Annotated in this window: 17 protein-coding genes and 1 other annotated feature (1 of these 18 only partly in view); of the genes, 6 read left to right on the forward strand and 11 right to left on the reverse strand. The window is 34.7% G+C overall.

Going from position 1 to position 18,233, the window contains the following annotated elements:
• Positions 1-203, reverse strand: a binding site (T-box leader) (it extends 9 nt beyond the left edge of the window).
• A gap of 111 nt (positions 204-314) precedes the next feature.
• Together Q0977_RS02505 and Q0977_RS02510 are read right to left on the reverse strand one after the other, a co-directional pair.
• Positions 315-941, reverse strand: coding sequence for a 3-oxoacid CoA-transferase subunit B (locus tag Q0977_RS02505; protein ID WP_119416843.1), 627 nt, complete (start codon positions 939-941; stop codon positions 315-317).
• Positions 942-952: 11 nt separating this feature from the next.
• Positions 953-1,642, reverse strand: coding sequence for a CoA transferase subunit A (locus Q0977_RS02510; protein WP_119416842.1), 690 nt, complete (start codon positions 1,640-1,642; stop codon positions 953-955).
• A 341-nt stretch (positions 1,643-1,983) separates the two neighbouring features.
• Here Q0977_RS02510 and Q0977_RS02515 point away from each other — a divergent pair, with 341 nt between their 5' ends.
• Entirely contained in the window at positions 1,984-3,045 is a 1,062-nt protein-coding gene (locus Q0977_RS02515) for a CAP domain-containing protein (RefSeq protein ID WP_158582397.1), read from the forward strand.
• A gap of 126 nt (positions 3,046-3,171) precedes the next feature.
• Here Q0977_RS02515 and Q0977_RS02520 read toward each other — a convergent pair whose 3' ends face one another.
• The gene (locus tag Q0977_RS02520) at positions 3,172-4,350 is read right to left on the reverse strand and encodes an MFS transporter (RefSeq protein WP_119416840.1); all 1,179 of its coding nucleotides are present in this window, start codon (positions 4,348-4,350) and stop codon (positions 3,172-3,174) included.
• 202 nt (positions 4,351-4,552) lie between these two features.
• On the opposite strand from Q0977_RS02520, the gene Q0977_RS02525 reads away from it, so the two are divergent.
• A complete protein-coding gene (locus Q0977_RS02525; RefSeq protein WP_119416839.1) occupies positions 4,553-5,518 on the forward strand; it encodes a TIGR01212 family radical SAM protein in 966 nt (321 codons plus the stop codon).
• Between the two features lies 1 nt (position 5,519).
• Positions 5,520-6,098 (forward strand): class I SAM-dependent methyltransferase, encoded by a 579-nt coding sequence (locus Q0977_RS02530; protein ID WP_119416838.1) that lies wholly within the window; start codon positions 5,520-5,522, stop codon positions 6,096-6,098.
• Between the two features lie 80 nt (positions 6,099-6,178).
• On the opposite strand, the gene Q0977_RS02535 is transcribed toward Q0977_RS02530, so the two are convergent.
• The 6 genes from Q0977_RS02535 to Q0977_RS02560 all read right to left on the reverse strand — a co-directional run bounded on the left by Q0977_RS02535 (position 6,179) and on the right by Q0977_RS02560 (position 12,805).
• Complete coding sequence (locus Q0977_RS02535) at positions 6,179-7,324, reverse strand: M20 family metallopeptidase (protein WP_119416837.1); 1,146 nt, start codon at positions 7,322-7,324, stop codon at positions 6,179-6,181.
• A 20-nt stretch (positions 7,325-7,344) separates the two neighbouring features.
• Positions 7,345-8,355, reverse strand: a complete 1,011-nt coding sequence (locus tag Q0977_RS02540; RefSeq protein ID WP_119416836.1) for an ABC transporter ATP-binding protein — start codon at positions 8,353-8,355, stop codon at positions 7,345-7,347.
• Entirely contained in the window at positions 8,356-9,339 is a 984-nt protein-coding gene (locus Q0977_RS02545; RefSeq protein ID WP_119416835.1) for an ABC transporter ATP-binding protein, read from the reverse strand. It abuts the gene before it with no gap.
• Between the two features lie 11 nt (positions 9,340-9,350).
• Positions 9,351-10,262 (reverse strand): ABC transporter permease, encoded by a 912-nt coding sequence (locus Q0977_RS02550; RefSeq protein WP_119416834.1) that lies wholly within the window; start codon positions 10,260-10,262, stop codon positions 9,351-9,353.
• Between the two features lie 14 nt (positions 10,263-10,276).
• Positions 10,277-11,194, reverse strand: a complete 918-nt coding sequence (locus Q0977_RS02555) for an ABC transporter permease (protein WP_299510310.1) — start codon at positions 11,192-11,194, stop codon at positions 10,277-10,279.
• A gap of 66 nt (positions 11,195-11,260) precedes the next feature.
• Positions 11,261-12,805, reverse strand: a complete 1,545-nt coding sequence (locus Q0977_RS02560; protein ID WP_124218369.1) for an ABC transporter substrate-binding protein — start codon at positions 12,803-12,805, stop codon at positions 11,261-11,263.
• A 216-nt stretch (positions 12,806-13,021) separates the two neighbouring features.
• On the opposite strand from Q0977_RS02560, the gene Q0977_RS02565 reads away from it, so the two are divergent.
• Both Q0977_RS02565 and Q0977_RS02570 read left to right on the forward strand, forming a co-directional pair.
• A complete protein-coding gene (locus tag Q0977_RS02565) occupies positions 13,022-14,089 on the forward strand; it encodes a type III polyketide synthase (RefSeq protein WP_119417155.1) in 1,068 nt (355 codons plus the stop codon).
• Between the two features lie 4 nt (positions 14,090-14,093).
• Positions 14,094-14,624: an isoprenylcysteine carboxyl methyltransferase family protein gene (locus Q0977_RS02570; protein ID WP_119417154.1), complete on the forward strand. Its 531-nt coding sequence runs from the start codon at positions 14,094-14,096 to the stop codon at positions 14,622-14,624.
• A 105-nt stretch (positions 14,625-14,729) separates the two neighbouring features.
• Here the strand turns inward: Q0977_RS02570 and Q0977_RS02575 are convergent, their stop codons facing one another.
• Both Q0977_RS02575 and Q0977_RS02580 read right to left on the reverse strand, forming a co-directional pair.
• A complete protein-coding gene (locus tag Q0977_RS02575) occupies positions 14,730-16,184 on the reverse strand; it encodes a sodium:alanine symporter family protein (protein ID WP_119417153.1) in 1,455 nt (484 codons plus the stop codon).
• 512 nt (positions 16,185-16,696) lie between these two features.
• Positions 16,697-17,497 (reverse strand): alpha/beta hydrolase, encoded by an 801-nt coding sequence (locus tag Q0977_RS02580; protein WP_119417152.1) that lies wholly within the window; start codon positions 17,495-17,497, stop codon positions 16,697-16,699.
• A 125-nt stretch (positions 17,498-17,622) separates the two neighbouring features.
• On the opposite strand from Q0977_RS02580, the gene Q0977_RS02585 reads away from it, so the two are divergent.
• The gene (locus Q0977_RS02585; RefSeq protein WP_119417151.1) at positions 17,623-18,150 is read left to right on the forward strand and encodes a gamma carbonic anhydrase family protein; all 528 of its coding nucleotides are present in this window, start codon (positions 17,623-17,625) and stop codon (positions 18,148-18,150) included.
• The last annotated feature ends 83 nt before the right edge of the window (positions 18,151-18,233 follow it).

The following is an 18,233-nucleotide window of genomic DNA, read 5'->3' on the forward strand; positions in this document are numbered from 1 at the left end:
GAGAGCAAAAATCTCCCGCGGTACCACCCAAATTAGTGTTAGCACTCAACTTGATTCCTTAACGCGGAAAACGACTTTGGCTATCATTTATTTCACCATAGTGACTCCTGGGCGAGTTCAATTTACCGATTTACTAACTTCCACCAACCGCTAGCTCTCTTTAAAATCAAGATAAACCTACTATTCCCTTTCACAGTCATATCATATTGAGTTATATTCTAATCGAAGTTACGTAAATTGACAAGAGATTTAGTAAAATTGTGAAATTCTTATAAATAGATACTTCCATTAGAAGTAGGAAGAACATACATGATTCACCTTAAAATCAATTCGGCCTCAGTACTATTTACTACATCATCTACTGTAAATCCATCCATTATCTCTTTTAATACTAATCCCTCTTTTGTTACTTCTATCACTGCTTTTTCGGTAATGATCAAGTCAACTACCTCTTTTCCAGTCAGCGGTAACTCACAATCCTTTTTAATCTTTGGAGCCCCATTTTTCGCATTATGTTCCATAATAACGATTACTTTTTTGGCTCCATGGACAAGATCCATTGCGCCTCCCATTCCTTTTATCATTTTTCCTGGGATCATCCAATTGGCAAGGTCTCCTTTTTCAGATACTTCCATCCCCCCCAATATAGCTACATCTATATGTCCTCCTCGAATCATCGCAAAGGATTCCGCACTACTAAAAAAAGAAGCTCCTGGTACAGTTGTGATTGTTTCTTTACCTGCATTGATCAGATCTGGATCCAGTTCTTCTACAGTAGGATAAGGTCCGATTCCTAATAATCCATTCTCTGATTGCAAAATTACAGTTTTTCCTTCTATAAAATTTGCAACTAAAGTCGGCATCCCTATTCCTAGATTCACATAATTCCCATTCTTTACTTCTTCTGCCGCTCTTCTAGCGATTCTTTCACGAATATTCAAATGCTCTCCCCCTATGAACGTGTAGTTATTCTTTCAATTCGCTTTTGCTGTTTTGCTTGGAATATTCCTTGTACATATATACTTGGTGTATGAATGGTACCTGGTTCAAGTTGGCCTACTTCAACTATTTCTTCTACTTCTACAATTGTTGTTTTGGCTGCAGCAGCCATGATTGGGTTAAAATTCTGTGCTGTTTTGTTATATTGTAAATTTCCAAATGTATCCGATTTATGAGCCCTTATAAAAGCGATATCCGCTACTAGTGACTCCTCCAGTAAAAAATCCTTATCACCAAATTTCCGTATTTCTTTTCCTTCCGCAATTTGTGTACCAACTCCAGCTGGTGTATAAAAAGCCGGTATTCCTGCTCCACCAGCGCGGATTTTTTCTGCCAACGTTCCCTGTGGAATCAATTCAACTTCTATATCACCAGTAAGCACTTGTCGCTCAAATTCTTTATTCTCTCCAACGTATGAAGCGATTATTTTACGAATTTGTTTCTTTTTTAAGAGTAAGCCTAGCCCCCAGTCATCGATACCACAGTTATTAGAAATGACTGTTAAATCGTTTACTCCTTTTTTTTCGATAGCGATAATTAGTTGCTCAGGTATACCAACTAAGCCAAATCCTCCTACCATAATCGTCATACCATTTTGAAGATTATCTATTGCTTCTTCTGCAGAACTGAAAATTTTTTTCAACCCAGCCCCTCCTTTTCGTAATAATGATCCCTATACTATTTTGTAAGAAAAATAAGACTCTTTTAATTCCCTGAAATTTTAATAGTTTTAGAGATTTTTTGGGTTTATAAGTAAATATATGAATTTAAATATTTTCTATTCTTATAAATCTATATTTAAATACGATAATTAATAATTTCCTATTTTCTCATTTTGATGATATTGGTTTTCATATATAGATTAATTTTACATTTATACTATTTTACGTAATGTTAATATAAGTATTTATACCCGATATCTATGCATCATTGTACGATTCTATGATAAATAGTAAAATTATGCATGGAAACGGAGGGGAAAATATGAAAATAAAATCTTTCATAACAGCAGCTATCCTCGGAGCAACTTTAGCACTAGGATCTATAACCGCTAACGCGACAACTAAAGATACAGTTAAACCTAGTATCAAAGGGGTAACAACTAAAACTGTATACATAGGACAAACATTCCAACCTTTAAAAGGGGTGTCAGCTTATGACAAAGTGGATGGGAATCTTAGCAACAAGATTAAAGTAACTGGAAAATACAACTTAAAAAAAGCGGGTACTTATACACTAGTCTACTCTGTAAAAGACAAAGCGAAAAATACTCGAGTGATTAAAAGAAAACTAATTGTTAAACAATTAAATGTGACACTTAAACAAAAAAGCCAATACTTTAAGGCAAAAGGTGGTTTTGGAACACTTACAATAGCCCCTGCCAAAACTAAACTTAAAATTGCCCAACTTGCATCAAAAAAATGGATGAAAACAACAAGTGGAAAATGGGTGAAAGACGGTTTTATAGGTAATTATGTATACTTAAATAAACAAACAACTCTTTATAATAAAGTAAATGGAAAGAAATCCAGCACATTGAACGGTGGGATATACCATGTATCGAAAACAACAGAAAATGGTTGGATTCATGTTTCAGTGGGATGGATTAAAAGTGGAGAATTTGTTGACAGCTATATAGATTATGGAAATAAAGCTAAGCAACAAGAAATTATTAAAACTGTCAACAAAGAACGTGCCAAAGAAGGTCGTAAAGCATTAAAAGAAAATCCTATGTTGACAAAAATCGCAATAATTAAATCAATGGACATGGCAAAAAACCATTATTTTTCTCATTATAGTCCTGTATATGGTAGTTTCGATACTATTCTAAGACAAGCAAATTACAAGTATTATTATGCCGGTGAAAATATCGCAACTGGTCAACGTACTGCCGCTGATTTTATGAATAGCTGGATGAATTCATCTGGACACCGCGCAAATATTCTAAATGCAAATTTCAAAGAAATAGGTGTAGGTGTTGTAGAAAATATACCTAATGCACAAATGCCTACTTATGGTACACAAGAATTTGGTAGCCGATACTAGTTCAATAAAAAAGATGAATTCGTTTTTTATACGAATTCATCTTTTTTAGATTTATAGGAGAAAATGCACTCGAGATCCACTCCCCGAAAAATATGAAGTTTTGCATGTAGTACATACGACAAACTATCAAGCATTATCTCTTTCATTTTGTTTTAACGGACGATCATAAAGCATGTAAGGTATCAAAGCAATGGCCAATATACCGATCAAGACAAAGAATGTAATCTTCATACCGTATTGATCTGCCAATACCCCTCCTAAAAAAGGTCCTATCATTTTACCTATCGCACTAAAACTATTAATAAGTCCTTGGTAAAAACCTTCTTTTCCTTTTGGAGCAAGCGAACTCGCAATAGTCGGCACTATTGGCCAGACGAACATTTCTCCAAAAGTTAATATCATGATGGCCACAAGGAACATTTTAAATGTAGCTGCATAACTGACCACAGCAAATGAGATGATAAAAATAACAATACCTATAAAGATTTGACCTTTATAAAATTCCCCCATTTTCTTAACAATCGGATTAATAAGTGGTTGACCTAATACGATTAACAACCCATTTGTTGTCCAAAGTAAACTATATTGGTTCAAAGATATACCCAGATCTTGAGTATAAGAGGAAATTGTTGTTGTCCATTGGGTATAAACCATCCAACTTAAAAGATATCCAATTCCCAAAATAATAAGTGCATTTAGTGTCGAACGATTCTTTATATTACTACTTTCGCTAATTACTGAAGGTGGTGCCATTCCATTATCTGTTGAAATACCTTTATAAGATAAAGCGACAAAGAAAAATAGTATATACATTATTAAGTTTGCAACAAATAAATAGTCGAAACTCTTATTGGCAACTACACCAGCTAACGCTGGACCGATTGCGACTCCTAAATTTTGGGCAAGGTAGATTGCATTGAATCCTTTTCTTCCCCCTTCTGGCCAAGCAGTGCCAACCATCGCAAACATACTAGGAAATACAATTCCCCCACTGAAACCAATTAAAGTTAAAAACCAAACATAATGAGGCCATCCATGCCAAATTACTAAACAAATCAAACCAAGAATCGAGATAATAGTTCCTAACAGAATTGACTTAAAGCCACCAAATTTATCAAAAACATAGCCACCAATTAGATTACCAATAACACCTGCCGCAGCATTCCCCATAAGCACAAGCCCTGCAACTGATAGCGATTGTCCTAGATGATCATGCATATAAATTGTATTTAATGGCCATAAAAATGAGCTACCTACAGTATTGATAAGCATCCCAATAATTAATAACCAAACACTTCTAGGCATTGCAAATCCTCCATTTATATCACGTTTACAAACAATAAACTAAATAAAATTCTAATTTATTTCGCGCATCTAAGTAATACTATCAACCTTTCTTAAAATGCACAACCAATATACACAATTTATATCTTTTAGACTGTTAATAGAAAGTATTCGTCCTCTTTCACTTAACCGTGATAAAATAAGAAGTTGAGGAGTTGAAATTATGACAGATTTAAAAAACAACGACTTTCCTTTTCCTTCAGATGGGAAGCGTTATTATACATGGAATCGCTATTTGCGCGATGAATTTGGATGTAAAGTCTATAAAGTTGCACTAGACGCCGGATTTGACTGTCCAAACCGTGACGGCACAGTTGCGTTTGGAGGATGTACATTCTGTAGTGCTGCAGGTTCAGGTGACTTTGCGGGTGACCGTGTTGATCCAATCCCTGTTCAATTTGAAAAAATTAAAGAAAAAATGCAACATAAATGGAAAGACGGTAAGACAATGGCTTATTTCCAAGCCTATACCAATACACATGCGCCACTTGCAGTTCTAAAAGAAAAATTTGAAGCAGCTCTTGCATGTGAAGGTGTTATGGGTTTAAGTATTGCGACTCGACCCGATTGCTTGCCCGAAGATGTTGTGGAATATTTAGCCGAATTAAATCAACGGACTTATTTATGGGTTGAACTTGGGTTACAAACAGTGCATGACCGTACTGCTAATTTGATCAACCGCGCACATGATTATGCCACTTATATTGAAGGTGTAGAGAAACTTCGCAAACACGGTATTCGTGTTTGTACGCATATCATCAATGGTTTACCACTAGAAGATTACGATATGATGATGGAAACTGCCAAAGAAGTAGCAAAATTAGATGTACAAGCGATTAAAATACATCTACTTCATTTGTTAAAAGGCACTCCACTCGTTAAACAATATGAAAAAGGTATGCTCGAACTAATGGACAAAGATGCCTACATCAATTTAGTAGCAGACCAATTAGAAGTAATTCCACCAGAAATGGTTGTTCAACGAATCACTGGTGATGGACCAATCGACTTAATGATCGGACCAATGTGGTCTGTAAACAAATGGGAAGTTTTAAATGGGATAGATGCCGAATTAGAAAGACGTGGAAGTTGGCAAGGTAAGTTCTACAAAGTGGAAGAAGGCAAGTAATATGAAATTACAACGCGTTTTACAATACGCTCAATTTCTATTAAAAGAAACTGTGGAAACTGGAGACATCGTTGTAGATGCCACTGCTGGTAACGGATACGACACGACATTTCTCGCTCAATTAGTAGGCGAAAACGGTCATGTCTTTGCATTTGATGTGCAACAACAGGCAATTGAATCTACAAATAAACGGTTAACCGAAGTTGGAATGGCAAATAGAGTATCTACTATTTTAGATGGACACGAGAACGTGGCTCAATATGTACAACAGCCGATCAGTGCAGCTATTTTCAATCTAGGTTATTTACCCGGAAGTGAACATCAAATCATCACTAAACCAAATACAACTTTGCAAGCAATTGAAAGTTTACTAAAACTTTTAAAAGTAGGTGGCATGATTGTTTTAGTCGTCTATTATGGTCATGAAGGCGGAAAAGAAGAACGTGATCAAGTAATCGAATACGTTTCAAACCTTCCACAGAAAAAGGTTCATGTTCTACGCTACGAATTTATCAACCAAAAAAACGACCCACCTTTTATCATTGCACTTGAAAAAGTTGCTGAAATTACAAATAAGTAGACAACGTTAAGCTACTACATTAAAGCTAAAAGAATTGTTCTTCTATAATTAATTGAAGAACAATTCTTTTTTATTGAGATTTAATTTTTATCTTCGCTTAATCTTTTTATAATATTTATAAGTAAATTGGTTCTTTCGACTAGCGAAGGTATTTCTAAATATTCATCTTCACTATGTGGTCTTCCTCCAACTGGCCCTAAACCATCAATAGTTGGGATACCTAAAGAAACGGTAGTAGAAGCATCTGAACCTCCTCCTGTTGATACGTCTTTTAAGGTTATTCCCATTTCACAACCGATTTCTTTAATGATTGATAACAATTTTCGGGATTTCTCATCTTTTACCATAGGATAACGATCAATACTTCCGATTAATTCTATTTTTGTACCTGGAACGTCTGATACTGAGCAAATTTCTTTGATTTTTTTTGATAATATTTTCATTTGCTCAATTTTACTGATTCGGACATCGATATAAGCCTCTGCTCTGGGAGCTACTACATTGGCAGCAATACCACCACGAATTATTCCAACATTAACATTAATCCCTTCCTCTTCATCATTAAGACTATGTAGTTTAATGACCTTATGTGCAAACTCTTCAATGGCGCTAACACCTATCTCCGGTTCAATGCCTGAATGGGCTGATTTCCCTCGAATAATTAGCTTATAATTTCCACCTCCCTTTCTTTCGCTAACAATAGAACCATCTTTTCGTGCAGGCTCCAATATCAAGGCATATTCTTTTCCAAAAGCAACTTTTTGGATGAGACTTCTTGAAATTGGTGAACCAATCTCTTCATCACTATTCAAAACAATCTCTACGTTTTTAATTGCTACAGAATGATTATTTTCTACCAATTCCTTCATCGCGTATAATAACTCAACTTGGCTTCCCTTCATATCAATGACACCAGGTCCATAGGCTCGGTCTCCTATAATTTTAAACGGCCTCTTACGAACTGTTCCTTTTTTAAACACAGTGTCCATGTGTCCTATTAGAATAATTTTAGGGTTCTCTGCGCTTTTATGCCTTATGACCAAATTATTCCCGTTTCTCTCTTGATGGTTAACCTGTACATCAAATCCTAGTTTTTGATACTCTTTAGATAAAATATCGCCAATTAAATCTATTCCTTCTTTATATGTGGAACCAGAATCTATATTAACTAATTCTTCTAATAATTTTAGCATTGACACTTGAGTACCCTGTTCATAAGAAATCATATAAGTTAAGTCCTCCCTAATCAGTTTAAGTTTCTTGGAAAAAAGCAAGCAACTTGATGTCCCTTCTCTAACTCGCTTAAAGAAGGTTCCTTCATCTTACAAATATCTTGAACATAAGGACATCTTGAATGGAATCTACATCCTGTAGGTATATTTAAATTACTTGGAATATCATCTTGTAGAACAATACGTTCCCTCTTATCCCTAATTGTAGGATCTGGCAAAGGAACAGCTGATACGAGACTTTCTGTATACGGATGCATAGGTTTTTCAAACAACTCATTTTTTGTCGTAATCTCAACAATCCTCCCAAGATACATTACGGCAATACGGTTACTAATATACTTGACAGCGGGTAAACCATGAGCGATAAATATGAACGTCAATTTAAATTCTTTTTGAAGTCTCATCAACAAATTTAAGATTTGCGCTTGAATCGACACATCAAGTGCTGATACTGGTTCATCACAAATAACTAACTTTGGTCTTAATGCAATTGCTCTTGCAATACCAATTCTTTGACGTTGACCCCCACTAAATTCGTGCGGATATCTATTTCCATATGAGCGATCTAAACCAACAGCATCAAGTAATCGATTTACTTCATCATTTATCTCTTTTTTTGATAATTTAGTATGTGTTTTGATAGGCTCAGCTATTATGTCTTTTACTCTCATTCTAGGATTAAGAGAAGAATACGGATCTTGGAAAATCATCTGAATATCCGCACGACTTTTTCGCATTTCTTCTTTCGTCATTTTGTCCATATCTAGACCATTAAAAATAATTGTCCCCTCTGTTTTATCAAGAAGATGGATTAATAAGTTTCCTGTTGTTGATTTTCCACAACCTGACTCTCCAACAATCCCTAATGTTTCGCCTTGTAGAACAGTAAAATCGATACCATCTACAGCCTTTAAAATTTGATTTTTTTCAACATGAAAGTACTTTTTTAGCCCGTTCACTTCTAGTAAAATTTTATCTTCTATCACATCTTGACCATTTCTAGACTGATTTTGTAAGTTGACCATTTAGTTTCCCCCTTCCTCATATAGCCAGCATCTAATTTGATGTCCAGGAAATCTCGTCATTATTTGTGGTTCTTCTACTACACATTTTTCCATTGCATATGGACATCTCGGATGAAACTTGCAACCTTTTGGCATATCATTAATTGTTGGTACAGTTCCCTCAATAGATTCAAGCTTTTCGTCTGTTTCAAAGAATTTTGGAGTACTATTTAACAATCCTTTTGTATAAGGGTGTTTGGGTTCGCGAAATAGCGTAAAAACATCTGTATATTCAACTACTTGGCCTGCATACATAACAATTACTTTGTCTGCCATTTCTGCTACAACACCTAAATCATGCGTTATTAATAATATTGAAGTTCCATGTTTTTTACTCAGATTACGCATTAAATTTAATATTTGTGCTTGTATAGTTACATCTAACGCAGTTGTTGGCTCATCCGCAATCAATAAATAAGGACGACAAGATAAAGCCATAGCAATCATCACTCGTTGTCTCATCCCTCCGCTTAATACATGAGGATAAGAATCATATACTTTTTCAGGACTTGGTATACCAACATGTCTTAACATTTCTATTGATTGTTTTCTTGCAGTTTTTTTATCTATCTTTTGATGCAAGACAATAGTTTCTGAAATCTGGTTTCCAACAGTAAATAGCGGGTTTAGAGAAGTTAATGGTTCCTGGAAAATCATTGCGATTTCATTTCCTCGTAGATGGCGATATTCCTTCTCTTGTAATTTGTTTAGCTCTTTATCTTTAAATTTAATTTTCCCATTTACTATTTTCCCAGGAGATTCAATAAGACCCATTATAGATAATGAGGTAACACTTTTACCTGACCCTGATTCACCTACAATTGCTACAGTCTCCCCTTCATTCATTTCAAAACTTACTCCATTTACTGATGGAACAGTCCCAGTTTCAGTTATGAAATACGTATGAAGATTTTCTACTTTTAGTAAAATTTTATCTTCGCTCATTTTATCCCCCCCTATCCTTTAGTACGGGGATCTAATATATCTCTTAACCAATCCCCTAAGAAAATAATTGCTAAGACAGTAATAGTGATTGCTAATCCTGGGAAGGTTGCTAACCACCAGCTAGTCGCCAAATAATCACGGCCATCACTTAAAATCCCTCCCCATGAGACAGTAGGTGGCTGAATCCCAAGGCCAAGAAAACTTAATGAAGCTTCCATAATAATAGTTGTTGCAACACTTAATGTTGATATGACGATAAATGAAGAAATGACGTTTGGTAGAATATGCCGCATGATAATCATCATATTTTTTACGCCTATTGCCCTTGCGGCTTTTACAAATTCTCTTTCTTTCACTGACAATGTCTCACCGCGAACAATCCGTGCATATGATACCCAATTTGTTATACCAAGAACGAAAATTAACGTAACAACGCTTGGTCCAAATACTGCTAAAAAAACTAGAGCAAATAGAATATTAGGAATAGCTAAAAATGCATCTACTATTCGCATTAAAATAGTATCTAGAAATCCACCATAATATCCCGAAATTAGTCCAATAAAAACACCTAATATACCAGCTAAAACTACAGATGAAATTCCTACTAATAAGGAAACTCTAGAACCATATAAAATCCTACTTAGGATATCTCTGCCTAAATTATCTGTTCCTAAAAGATGTTCTATTGATCCACCTTCGCTCCAAAAAGGCGGAACTAACATTTTCTCAGGATCAATCTCATTTGGATTAAATGGCGCTAAAACAGGGGCTAATATCGCAGTTAGTATAACGATAAATATAACCAGCAGGCCTACAGTTCCCGTTTTACTTTTCCAAAGCCTTTTCAACCAGATTTTCCAGCTACTACCATTAGTTTTCGAATCTATTAGATGCTGATCAGAATTTTTATGTTCAACAACCATTTAAACACCTCACATTAGTTAAATTTGATCCTAGGATTTAAGAGACGATATGCAATATCAGCTAGGAGATTCATAACAATTACTAGGATGGAAATGACAAACACACTCGCTTGAACAATTGCCATATCTCTCGTATTTACTGCCTGAATTAATAGCTGTCCTAATCCCGGCCAAGAAAATACAGTTTCAGTAATAAGTGCTCCTCCAACTAATGTAGAGGTTTGTAGAGCTGTAATTGTAATTACAGGAATAAGAGAATTTCGAAAAGCATGCTTATAAACGATGAAAAACTTTTTTAGTCCTTTACTTTTGGCTGTACGAATATAATCTTGGCTCAAAATCTCCACCATATTGGATCTAATTAGACGTGTCATTTCTGCTGCAATCCCCGTTGCAAGTGTAACTGCTGGTAAAACTAAATGAATGAATGTCCCTCTACCAGACACAGGAAACCACCCCAATATAACTGAAAAGAATAGGATTAACATAATGCCCAACCAGAAATTTGGCATTGCCTTGCCAATAACTGCTGCACCAGTAGCTAATAAATCTATTGGTGTATTTTTTCTTGTCGCAGACCAAATACCTAAAGGAATTGAAACAACAATTGCTATCGTTAATGCTGCTACAGCCAGTTCTAAAGTTGCCGGCAAACGTTCTAATACCAAAGGTAAAGCAGCCGCATTATATCGAAATGATTCGCCAAAATCACCTGTCACTAGACCGATAAAATATTTACCGTACTGAACGATAAAAGGTTGGTCTAACCCCAGAGCAATTCTTAAATTTTCGATATCTTCCGTACTTGCATCTTCTGGCAGCATCAATGCAACAGGGTCACCTGCAATATAGACCAATGCAAATACTATAAAAGAGATGATGAACAAAACTGGTATAAACTCTAATAATCTTTTAACCAAAAATTTTATCATTTGCTTCTCTCCTTTATACAAGGGAAGCCAGGAAGTTATTTCCTGGCCTCTCTATCTAATCCCCTTTTATTTTCGTTTAATAGTTGGCACATACAGCATTTCATCCTGTGTAGGTGTATAATCCACTCTATCGTTCACGCCAGTATAGATTTTCTCTTGGTAAAGGTGTATATGTGGTACATCCTCTGCAACAATTGATTCGATTTCTTGTAGCTGTTTTGTGCGACTTTCAGCATCCATATTGGAAGCAGATTCTTCTAATAACTTTTCAATTTTGTTATTCTTATAATCTGTTTCTCCGATATTTCTTTCAGCTCTATACCAATCTACTGCATATGCACCATCAAACATTGAATTACCTAAACCTAGCAAGTATGCATCCTTATTCTTTTTAGCTGTTCGCATTTCAACAAACTTGCTCCATTCCATAAAGTCAATCTTTACTTTAATATTCACCTTTGATAGCATACCAGCAATCATTTCTGTCACTTCGGCATCTTGTAAATAACGTCCTTTAGGAGAATGTAACGTCATTTCAAATCCTTTTTCGTATCCAGCTTCTTTAAGTAATGCTTTTGCTTTATCAATATCAAAATGATATTGGTCATATAAATCTGGATTTGCCCCAAAGTTGCCAGGCCCCACTTTTGTCAATGTAGGAATGCCCCCGCCTTTAAGAGCATTTTCTGCTAATGATTTATCATCGATCGCATAGTCGATAGCTTGTCGGACACGTACATCTGATGTTGGATAACCTTTTGTAGCCCGTAGTATCAACATAATAGTTCGGTTTGAAATTTCCTGTTTCAAAGATGTTCCATCATTATCTTCAACACGTTTCCAATCACTTGGAGGAATATTCGTTGCGATATCTACCCCTCCCGTTAGTAATTCAGACACGCGTGTTGAATTCTCAGGAATAACACGGAAAGTCACTTTATCCCATGTATCTACTTTTCCTTTAAAATAATCTTTAAATGGTTCAAATACTACCTTTTCATCACGTACCCATTCTTTAAATTTATAAGGTCCTGTTCCAATTGGATGTTCTAAAAAGTAGTCAAATCCTTTTTCTTTAATATATTTACTTGGCAATATCCCTGAACCTAGACGTGATAGTCTGTGGAGAAGCGAGGGTTCAGCTTTATAAGTAATTATTTTAAAGTTTAAATCATCAATAATTTGTACTTCTTTTATCTGTTTATAATTAGGGTATTCTTTTAAGGTCTCGTCTTTAGCAACACGCTCTAATGTGTACTTAACATCTTCTGAAGTTAATGGATCTCCATTGTGGAATTTAACACCCTCTTTTAACTTTGCTTCTAACGTAGTGTCATTTACTATCTTATAAGTTTCTACTAAGTCTGGTTTTATCTCATTGTTTTCATCTCGTTTAAACAAATAGTCGAACATATTTTGATGAACCGATTCAGTAGATGTATTGTTATGATTGTGAATATCAAAAGAAATAATATCTGAACCAATTGCGATTACTAAACTCTTATCCTTCTTATCCCCAGAACTACTATTTGAATTACCACAAGCTACTAGAAACGTCGAAACAACTATAGCGAAGATCGCAACAAATATAAGACTTTTCCTTTTGCCCATATAAGCACCCCTTTTTGTTTTGTTGCTTATTATATGCAAAATGTGTATTTAATATTTTCTAATTTTTTTAGATTTAGTATTTCTAAATCTATTAATAAAAATTAGTTTTGATCTTTTATTCAAACTTTTGAAACGAATAATGTCATATACTCTTTTGTTTTAAACTTTTAATATTGCGCATAGACTGATACATCCAATCAAAAAAGGAGTTTACAATTGCCAAAAATTCAAGCTGTTAGTACCTATTCTCCTCCTCATTTGCTTACGCAAGACATTGCCGAGAAATTTATTGGAGAACTATTTACAGGAAAGATGAATAAGCTTGAACGTTATTTGAAAGTATTTAAGAATGCTGAAATTCATAATCGTCAACTCGCCATGCCAATAGAATGGTATCAAACCAATCATACTTTCTCAGAAAAAAATGATTTATACATCGAATTGGCAACAGAGTATGGTGTAAAAGTCATTCAAGATTGTTTGGCACAAGTACCTAGTGTAGATGTCGAGGATATAGATGCTATAATTTTTGTCTCAACTACTGGTATTTCAACACCGAGTATTGAAGCAAGATTGATCAATCAGTTATCCTTCTCAGATAGCGTTGTTCGGATACCGATATGGGGGCTTGGGTGTGGTGGTGGAGCAGCGGGCATTAGTCGCGCAAATGACTATTGTTTAGCACACCCAGATTCATTGGTATTAGTTATTTGTTTGGAACTTTGTAGTCTCACTTTTCAACCAGAGGATTTAAATAAGAGTAACTTTATAGGTACTTCTCTTTTTGGTGATGGAGTCGCATGTGTTTTAGTTAGTGGGGACCAAGTAAAAAAATCCACAAATAAAATTTTACCTAGTATTAAAGGAACCGCATCAAAATTACTGCCAAATTCTGAAGATGTTATGGGTTGGCGCATCGAGGACAACGGGTTGCATGTAATATTCGCAAAAAGTATTCCAAGTATAATCGAAAAATGGTTTGCTCCATTTGTAGAAAGCTTTCTCACAAAAAATAAACATTCAATAGATGAAATTTCTCAATTTATCGCACATCCAGGTGGAAAAAAAGTTCTCGCAGCATACGAAACTGCTTTAGAACTTCCAAAAGAACTGCTTGCACCAAGTTCAATTGTTTTAAAACGTCATGGCAATATGTCTTCCCCAACAGTACTTTATGTATTGAAATACGTGATGGATCAACAACCAAACTACGGTGAAATTGGGATCATGGCTTCACTGGGACCAGGATTCAGTGGTGAACTGGTTTTACTTGAATGGGAGTGATGAAATGTTATTTGTAATTGTATTCACATTAATTTGTATCCAAAGATTAGTAGAGTTGCGAATTGCTAAAAGAAACGAACAGTATATGAAACAACGAGGAGCAATTGAATTTGGCCAATCTCATTATCCATTTATCGTTGCACTACATATTTTATTTCTCTGCAGTCTTCTACTAGAATATCTTGTAAAAAGCCCATCACTTAACGTCCTTTGGGTCTTGCTTCTAACGTTATTCTTCCTTCTACAAATTAGTCGTATTTGGGTGATTAAATCTTTAGGACATTTTTGGAATACTAAAATTATTGTTTTACCAAATGCCAACTTAGTAAAAAAAGGACCTTATAAATGGATCTCGCATCCTAATTATGTCATTGTTGCTTTAGAAATTTTAGTTATTCCATTAATCTTCCAAGCATACTTCACTGCAGTTATTTTTACGATATTGAATATGGTGATGATGCTAGTTCGTATCCCTGCTGAAGAAGCAGCATTAAAGAGCATTGATCATGAAGAGGGAAATTTGGAACATTTATAAAGGGATACATCAAATGTAAATTCTATGCCTTACATTCAATACAACGCAAAAAACTAGGGGTCATTATAAATCCCCTAGTTTTTTTATATTTGAACCTTATTTAATTTAATTTTTTCCTTTATTTTTTTCTTCCCAGAAATCAGCATTTTTAATACCGAGCTTTTCAGGATTAAATTGTGGATCTTTTCCGTCTTTTTTCTGTTGTTCATAGTCTTTAAGAGCAATGAGGGTTGGTTTGACTAAAAATACTAAAGAAATTACATTCACCCAAACCATTATTCCTAGACCAATATCGCCTAAAGTCCATGCTGATTTTGAAGTCCTTACCGCACCAAAATATGTTGCGATAATGATCAATAATTGGACAACTCGAATTGCAATTTTTTGCTTTTTCCCATCAAAGATGAAGGCAACGTTTGTTTCTGCAATATAATAATATGCCATTGTTGTTGTGAAGGCAAAGAAGAATAATGCTATTGCAACAAATGCTGCACCAAATCCTCCTATTGGAAACGCCGCATCTACAGCTGCTTGCGTATAAGCTGTTCCTGCATCTATTCCTGGAATATTTTCAACAATAAATTTACCCGCACCATCATCAAGTTGAACATTAAACATTCCTGTAAACAAAATCATTAAGGCTGTTGCTGTACAAACTAAAAATGTATCTAAGTATACAGACGCTGCTTGCACTAGACCTTGTTTAACAGGATGTGATACTTCTGCAGCTGCAGCAGAGTGAGGACCAGTCCCTTGACCAGCCTCATTTGCATAAATCCCACGTTTAACACCCCATGCAATCGCTGCACCTAACATACCACTAAACATTTGTTCAGCGCCAAATGCACTACGGAATATTAACGCAAATATATCTGGTACTTTATCTATATTAATAATGATAATAATAGCTGCTACTAATATATAGCCTATAGCCATAAATGGTACGATAATAGATGCTGCATTAGCAATCCGTTTTACTCCGCCAACAATGATCGTTCCTAAGATTAAGCAAACAAATAAGCCAGATACCCAATGTGGAATATCGAATGCGTTATTCATAGCATCGGCAATTGCGTTAGATTGAACAGTTGGTTGAAGTAGTGTCATCGCTACAAGAGCTGCTACCGCGAAAATCATCCCTAGCCATTTTTTACCCGTGAATTTATGGATATAATAAGCTGGACCACCACGGTATTGACCATTTTTTTCTTCTTTATATATTTGAGCAAGTGTTGACTCCACGTAAGCAGTAGCAGATCCGATAAACGCTGTTACCCACATCCAGAACACAGCTCCTGGACCACCAAAGGCAATTGCTGTAGCAGTACCAGCAATATTCCCGGTACCTATCCTACCAGATAACGCCATAGACATTGCTTGGAATGAAGATACACCCGATTCTGACTTTTCGCCATGAAAAATTTGTCCAAACATATCTTTTAGAAACCTAACTTGTACACCTTTTGTTAAGATGGTAAAAACCAAACCAACTAGTAAAATGCCGTAAATCATCCAAGGTCCCCATAAAACATCATAAATAGAATCAATAATGTTTTTCATCTTGTTGTCTCCCATCATAATAACTTTTTACAACTATTAATACCAAAACATTCGGAAGAATTTAAAAATTCTCTTTAAATATCATTTTAACTTTTACATTACATTTTTTATTTTAATATAAATATATATAGTTATGCATTATTTGTAACCGTTTACATAAGAATGGACACAAAATAGACACAATATGTATTTCCAGAGTGGACATTGTGACATTTTTTTAATAATCTAACCCTTCAAAAATGGCTTTATATAGGTATTTTATGACAATCCTCATTGAAATCGTTCACAAAATACAAAAATTGTCCACTGGTGATGATACAAACAGAAAAAATCAATGCATATCTTTATAATTAAGGTGTGAATTAATATTCATTTCATTTAATGAATATACAATAATTTTCAAGACATTTCCTGAATATCTTTTTAAAAAGATATGTTATTAATAATATATTTAAAAAGAAAATGGCTATCATAAGTAAATTATCTACTTATAATAGCCATACTTCTATTTACTAAATAATATAGCCAATATTACGCAACGCATTATACATAAAGGACTCCATATACTTATAAATATCATCCCGTTCTGGTTCTTGATAAAGATCGTGATAACAAACTATCCATTCCTTGTATTGCATTTCTGATACATTTTGTTGCATCAGCCATTTTTTACTATGGGCTGAGGAAACAACTTTATCATTGCCACCATTCATTAATAATATAGGTATATCTGGAAAATCACCCTGAGTCATAACAATATTCTTCATAAATTGATGCAATTCTCGATACCAGTTCACAGTAATATCAGAATTATAGTAAATATCATCTTTTTCTTCTTTATAAAATTCATAACTACGTGTTAGTTGTTTAACCGTAATGTCATGGTGAATTTTTAAATTTCCTGTTAATTTACTAAGCCCTGTTAAAGCATTTGATAATTTTGATGGTTGGTGTATTAAGTGCATCCACGGAGATGTTAAAATTATTCCAGCACATTCGTATTTATGTTTTCTTTCTATTTGAATAGCGAGAGTTGCTCCTAAACCGTGACCAATTATAAATATTGGTAGATTGTAAGTTAACGCTACCTTCATCATTTGACGAATAAATTTTCCATACTCTCTAAAATCTTCGTCATGCGCTTTTTTTCTTCTACTCTCTTCACCGTGTCCTGGTAAATCACCAGTAATGACATGCATTCCAGACATTCTTAATTTTTCGATTAACCATGCATATCTTCTATGATGCTCATATGCGCTATGTATAAATACTACAACAGCTTTCGCCTGACCTTCAGCTTCCCATTTCCACATATTACTTCTCTCCTCATAAAATCCTATCTCTATTTTAACGTATTCTATTTTTTTCTGTTCCAATTATTATATGAGTTTGTTACGATTATTATAAAAAATCTGAGCTAGAAAAGAGGCGTTTTTTAATGATTTATCCTTTTAAAGATAAAAAGCCATCTATTGACCCATCTGTTTTCATCGGTGACAATGTAGTTATAACCGGAGATGTGACAATAGGTCCAGATTCGTCTATTTTTTATAACACCGTTATTCGAGGAGATGTTTCTCCTACTATTATAGGTCGAAAAGTAAATGTTCAAGATTTATGTTGTTTACATCAAAGCCCTATAGCACCACTTATCCTAGAAGATGAAGTAACAGTTGGACATCAAGTGACTTTGCATAGCTGTCATATTAAAAAAGGCGCACTCATTGGTATGGCTTCTATTGTTTTAGATGGTGCCGAAATCGGAGAAGGGGCTTTTATAGGTGCTGGTAGCCTTGTTACACAAGGAAAGAAGATCCCACCAAATACATTAGCATTTGGCCGACCTGCGAAAGTTATTAGAGAACTTACAGATGAGGATAAAAAAGATATGGATCGTATTCTTAACGAATACTATGAAAAAGGACAATATTATAAATCAGTACAAAATAATCCACTTACACGTTAGCTTTTACTTAATAGAAGATTTTCTTATGAAGGTTCAGATTAGTATTCTGAACCTTCCGTACTTATATGAACTTTTATATTGGA

The sequence above is a fragment of the uncultured Rummeliibacillus sp. genome, assembly GCF_934216135.1.
Lineage (GTDB): Bacteria > Bacillota > Bacilli > Bacillales_A > Planococcaceae > Rummeliibacillus.

Excerpts from the sequence above, each read along its gene's own strand:
- Q0977_RS02515 (WP_158582397.1), top strand. The coding sequence starts at position 1,984 with ATGAAAATAAAATCTTTCATAACAGCAGCTATCCTCGGAGCAACTTTA.
- Q0977_RS02520 (WP_119416840.1), bottom strand. The coding sequence starts at position 4,350 with ATGCCTAGAAGTGTTTGGTTATTAATTATTGGGATGCTTATCAATACT.
- Q0977_RS02525 (WP_119416839.1), top strand. The coding sequence starts at position 4,553 with ATGACAGATTTAAAAAACAACGACTTTCCTTTTCCTTCAGATGGGAAG.
- Q0977_RS02530 (WP_119416838.1), top strand. The coding sequence starts at position 5,520 with ATGAAATTACAACGCGTTTTACAATACGCTCAATTTCTATTAAAAGAA.
- Q0977_RS02535 (WP_119416837.1), bottom strand. The coding sequence starts at position 7,324 with ATGATTTCTTATGAACAGGGTACTCAAGTGTCAATGCTAAAATTATTA.
- Q0977_RS02540 (WP_119416836.1), bottom strand. The coding sequence starts at position 8,355 with ATGGTCAACTTACAAAATCAGTCTAGAAATGGTCAAGATGTGATAGAA.
- Q0977_RS02545 (WP_119416835.1), bottom strand. The coding sequence starts at position 9,339 with ATGAGCGAAGATAAAATTTTACTAAAAGTAGAAAATCTTCATACGTAT.
- Q0977_RS02550 (WP_119416834.1), bottom strand. The coding sequence starts at position 10,262 with ATGGTTGTTGAACATAAAAATTCTGATCAGCATCTAATAGATTCGAAA.
- Q0977_RS02555 (WP_299510310.1), bottom strand. The coding sequence starts at position 11,194 with ATGATAAAATTTTTGGTTAAAAGATTATTAGAGTTTATACCAGTTTTG.
- Q0977_RS02560 (WP_124218369.1), bottom strand. The coding sequence starts at position 12,805 with ATGGGCAAAAGGAAAAGTCTTATATTTGTTGCGATCTTCGCTATAGTT.
- Q0977_RS02570 (WP_119417154.1), top strand. The coding sequence starts at position 14,094 with ATGTTATTTGTAATTGTATTCACATTAATTTGTATCCAAAGATTAGTA.
- Q0977_RS02575 (WP_119417153.1), bottom strand. The coding sequence starts at position 16,184 with ATGAAAAACATTATTGATTCTATTTATGATGTTTTATGGGGACCTTGG.
- Q0977_RS02580 (WP_119417152.1), bottom strand. The coding sequence starts at position 17,497 with ATGTGGAAATGGGAAGCTGAAGGTCAGGCGAAAGCTGTTGTAGTATTT.
- Q0977_RS02585 (WP_119417151.1), top strand. The coding sequence starts at position 17,623 with ATGATTTATCCTTTTAAAGATAAAAAGCCATCTATTGACCCATCTGTT.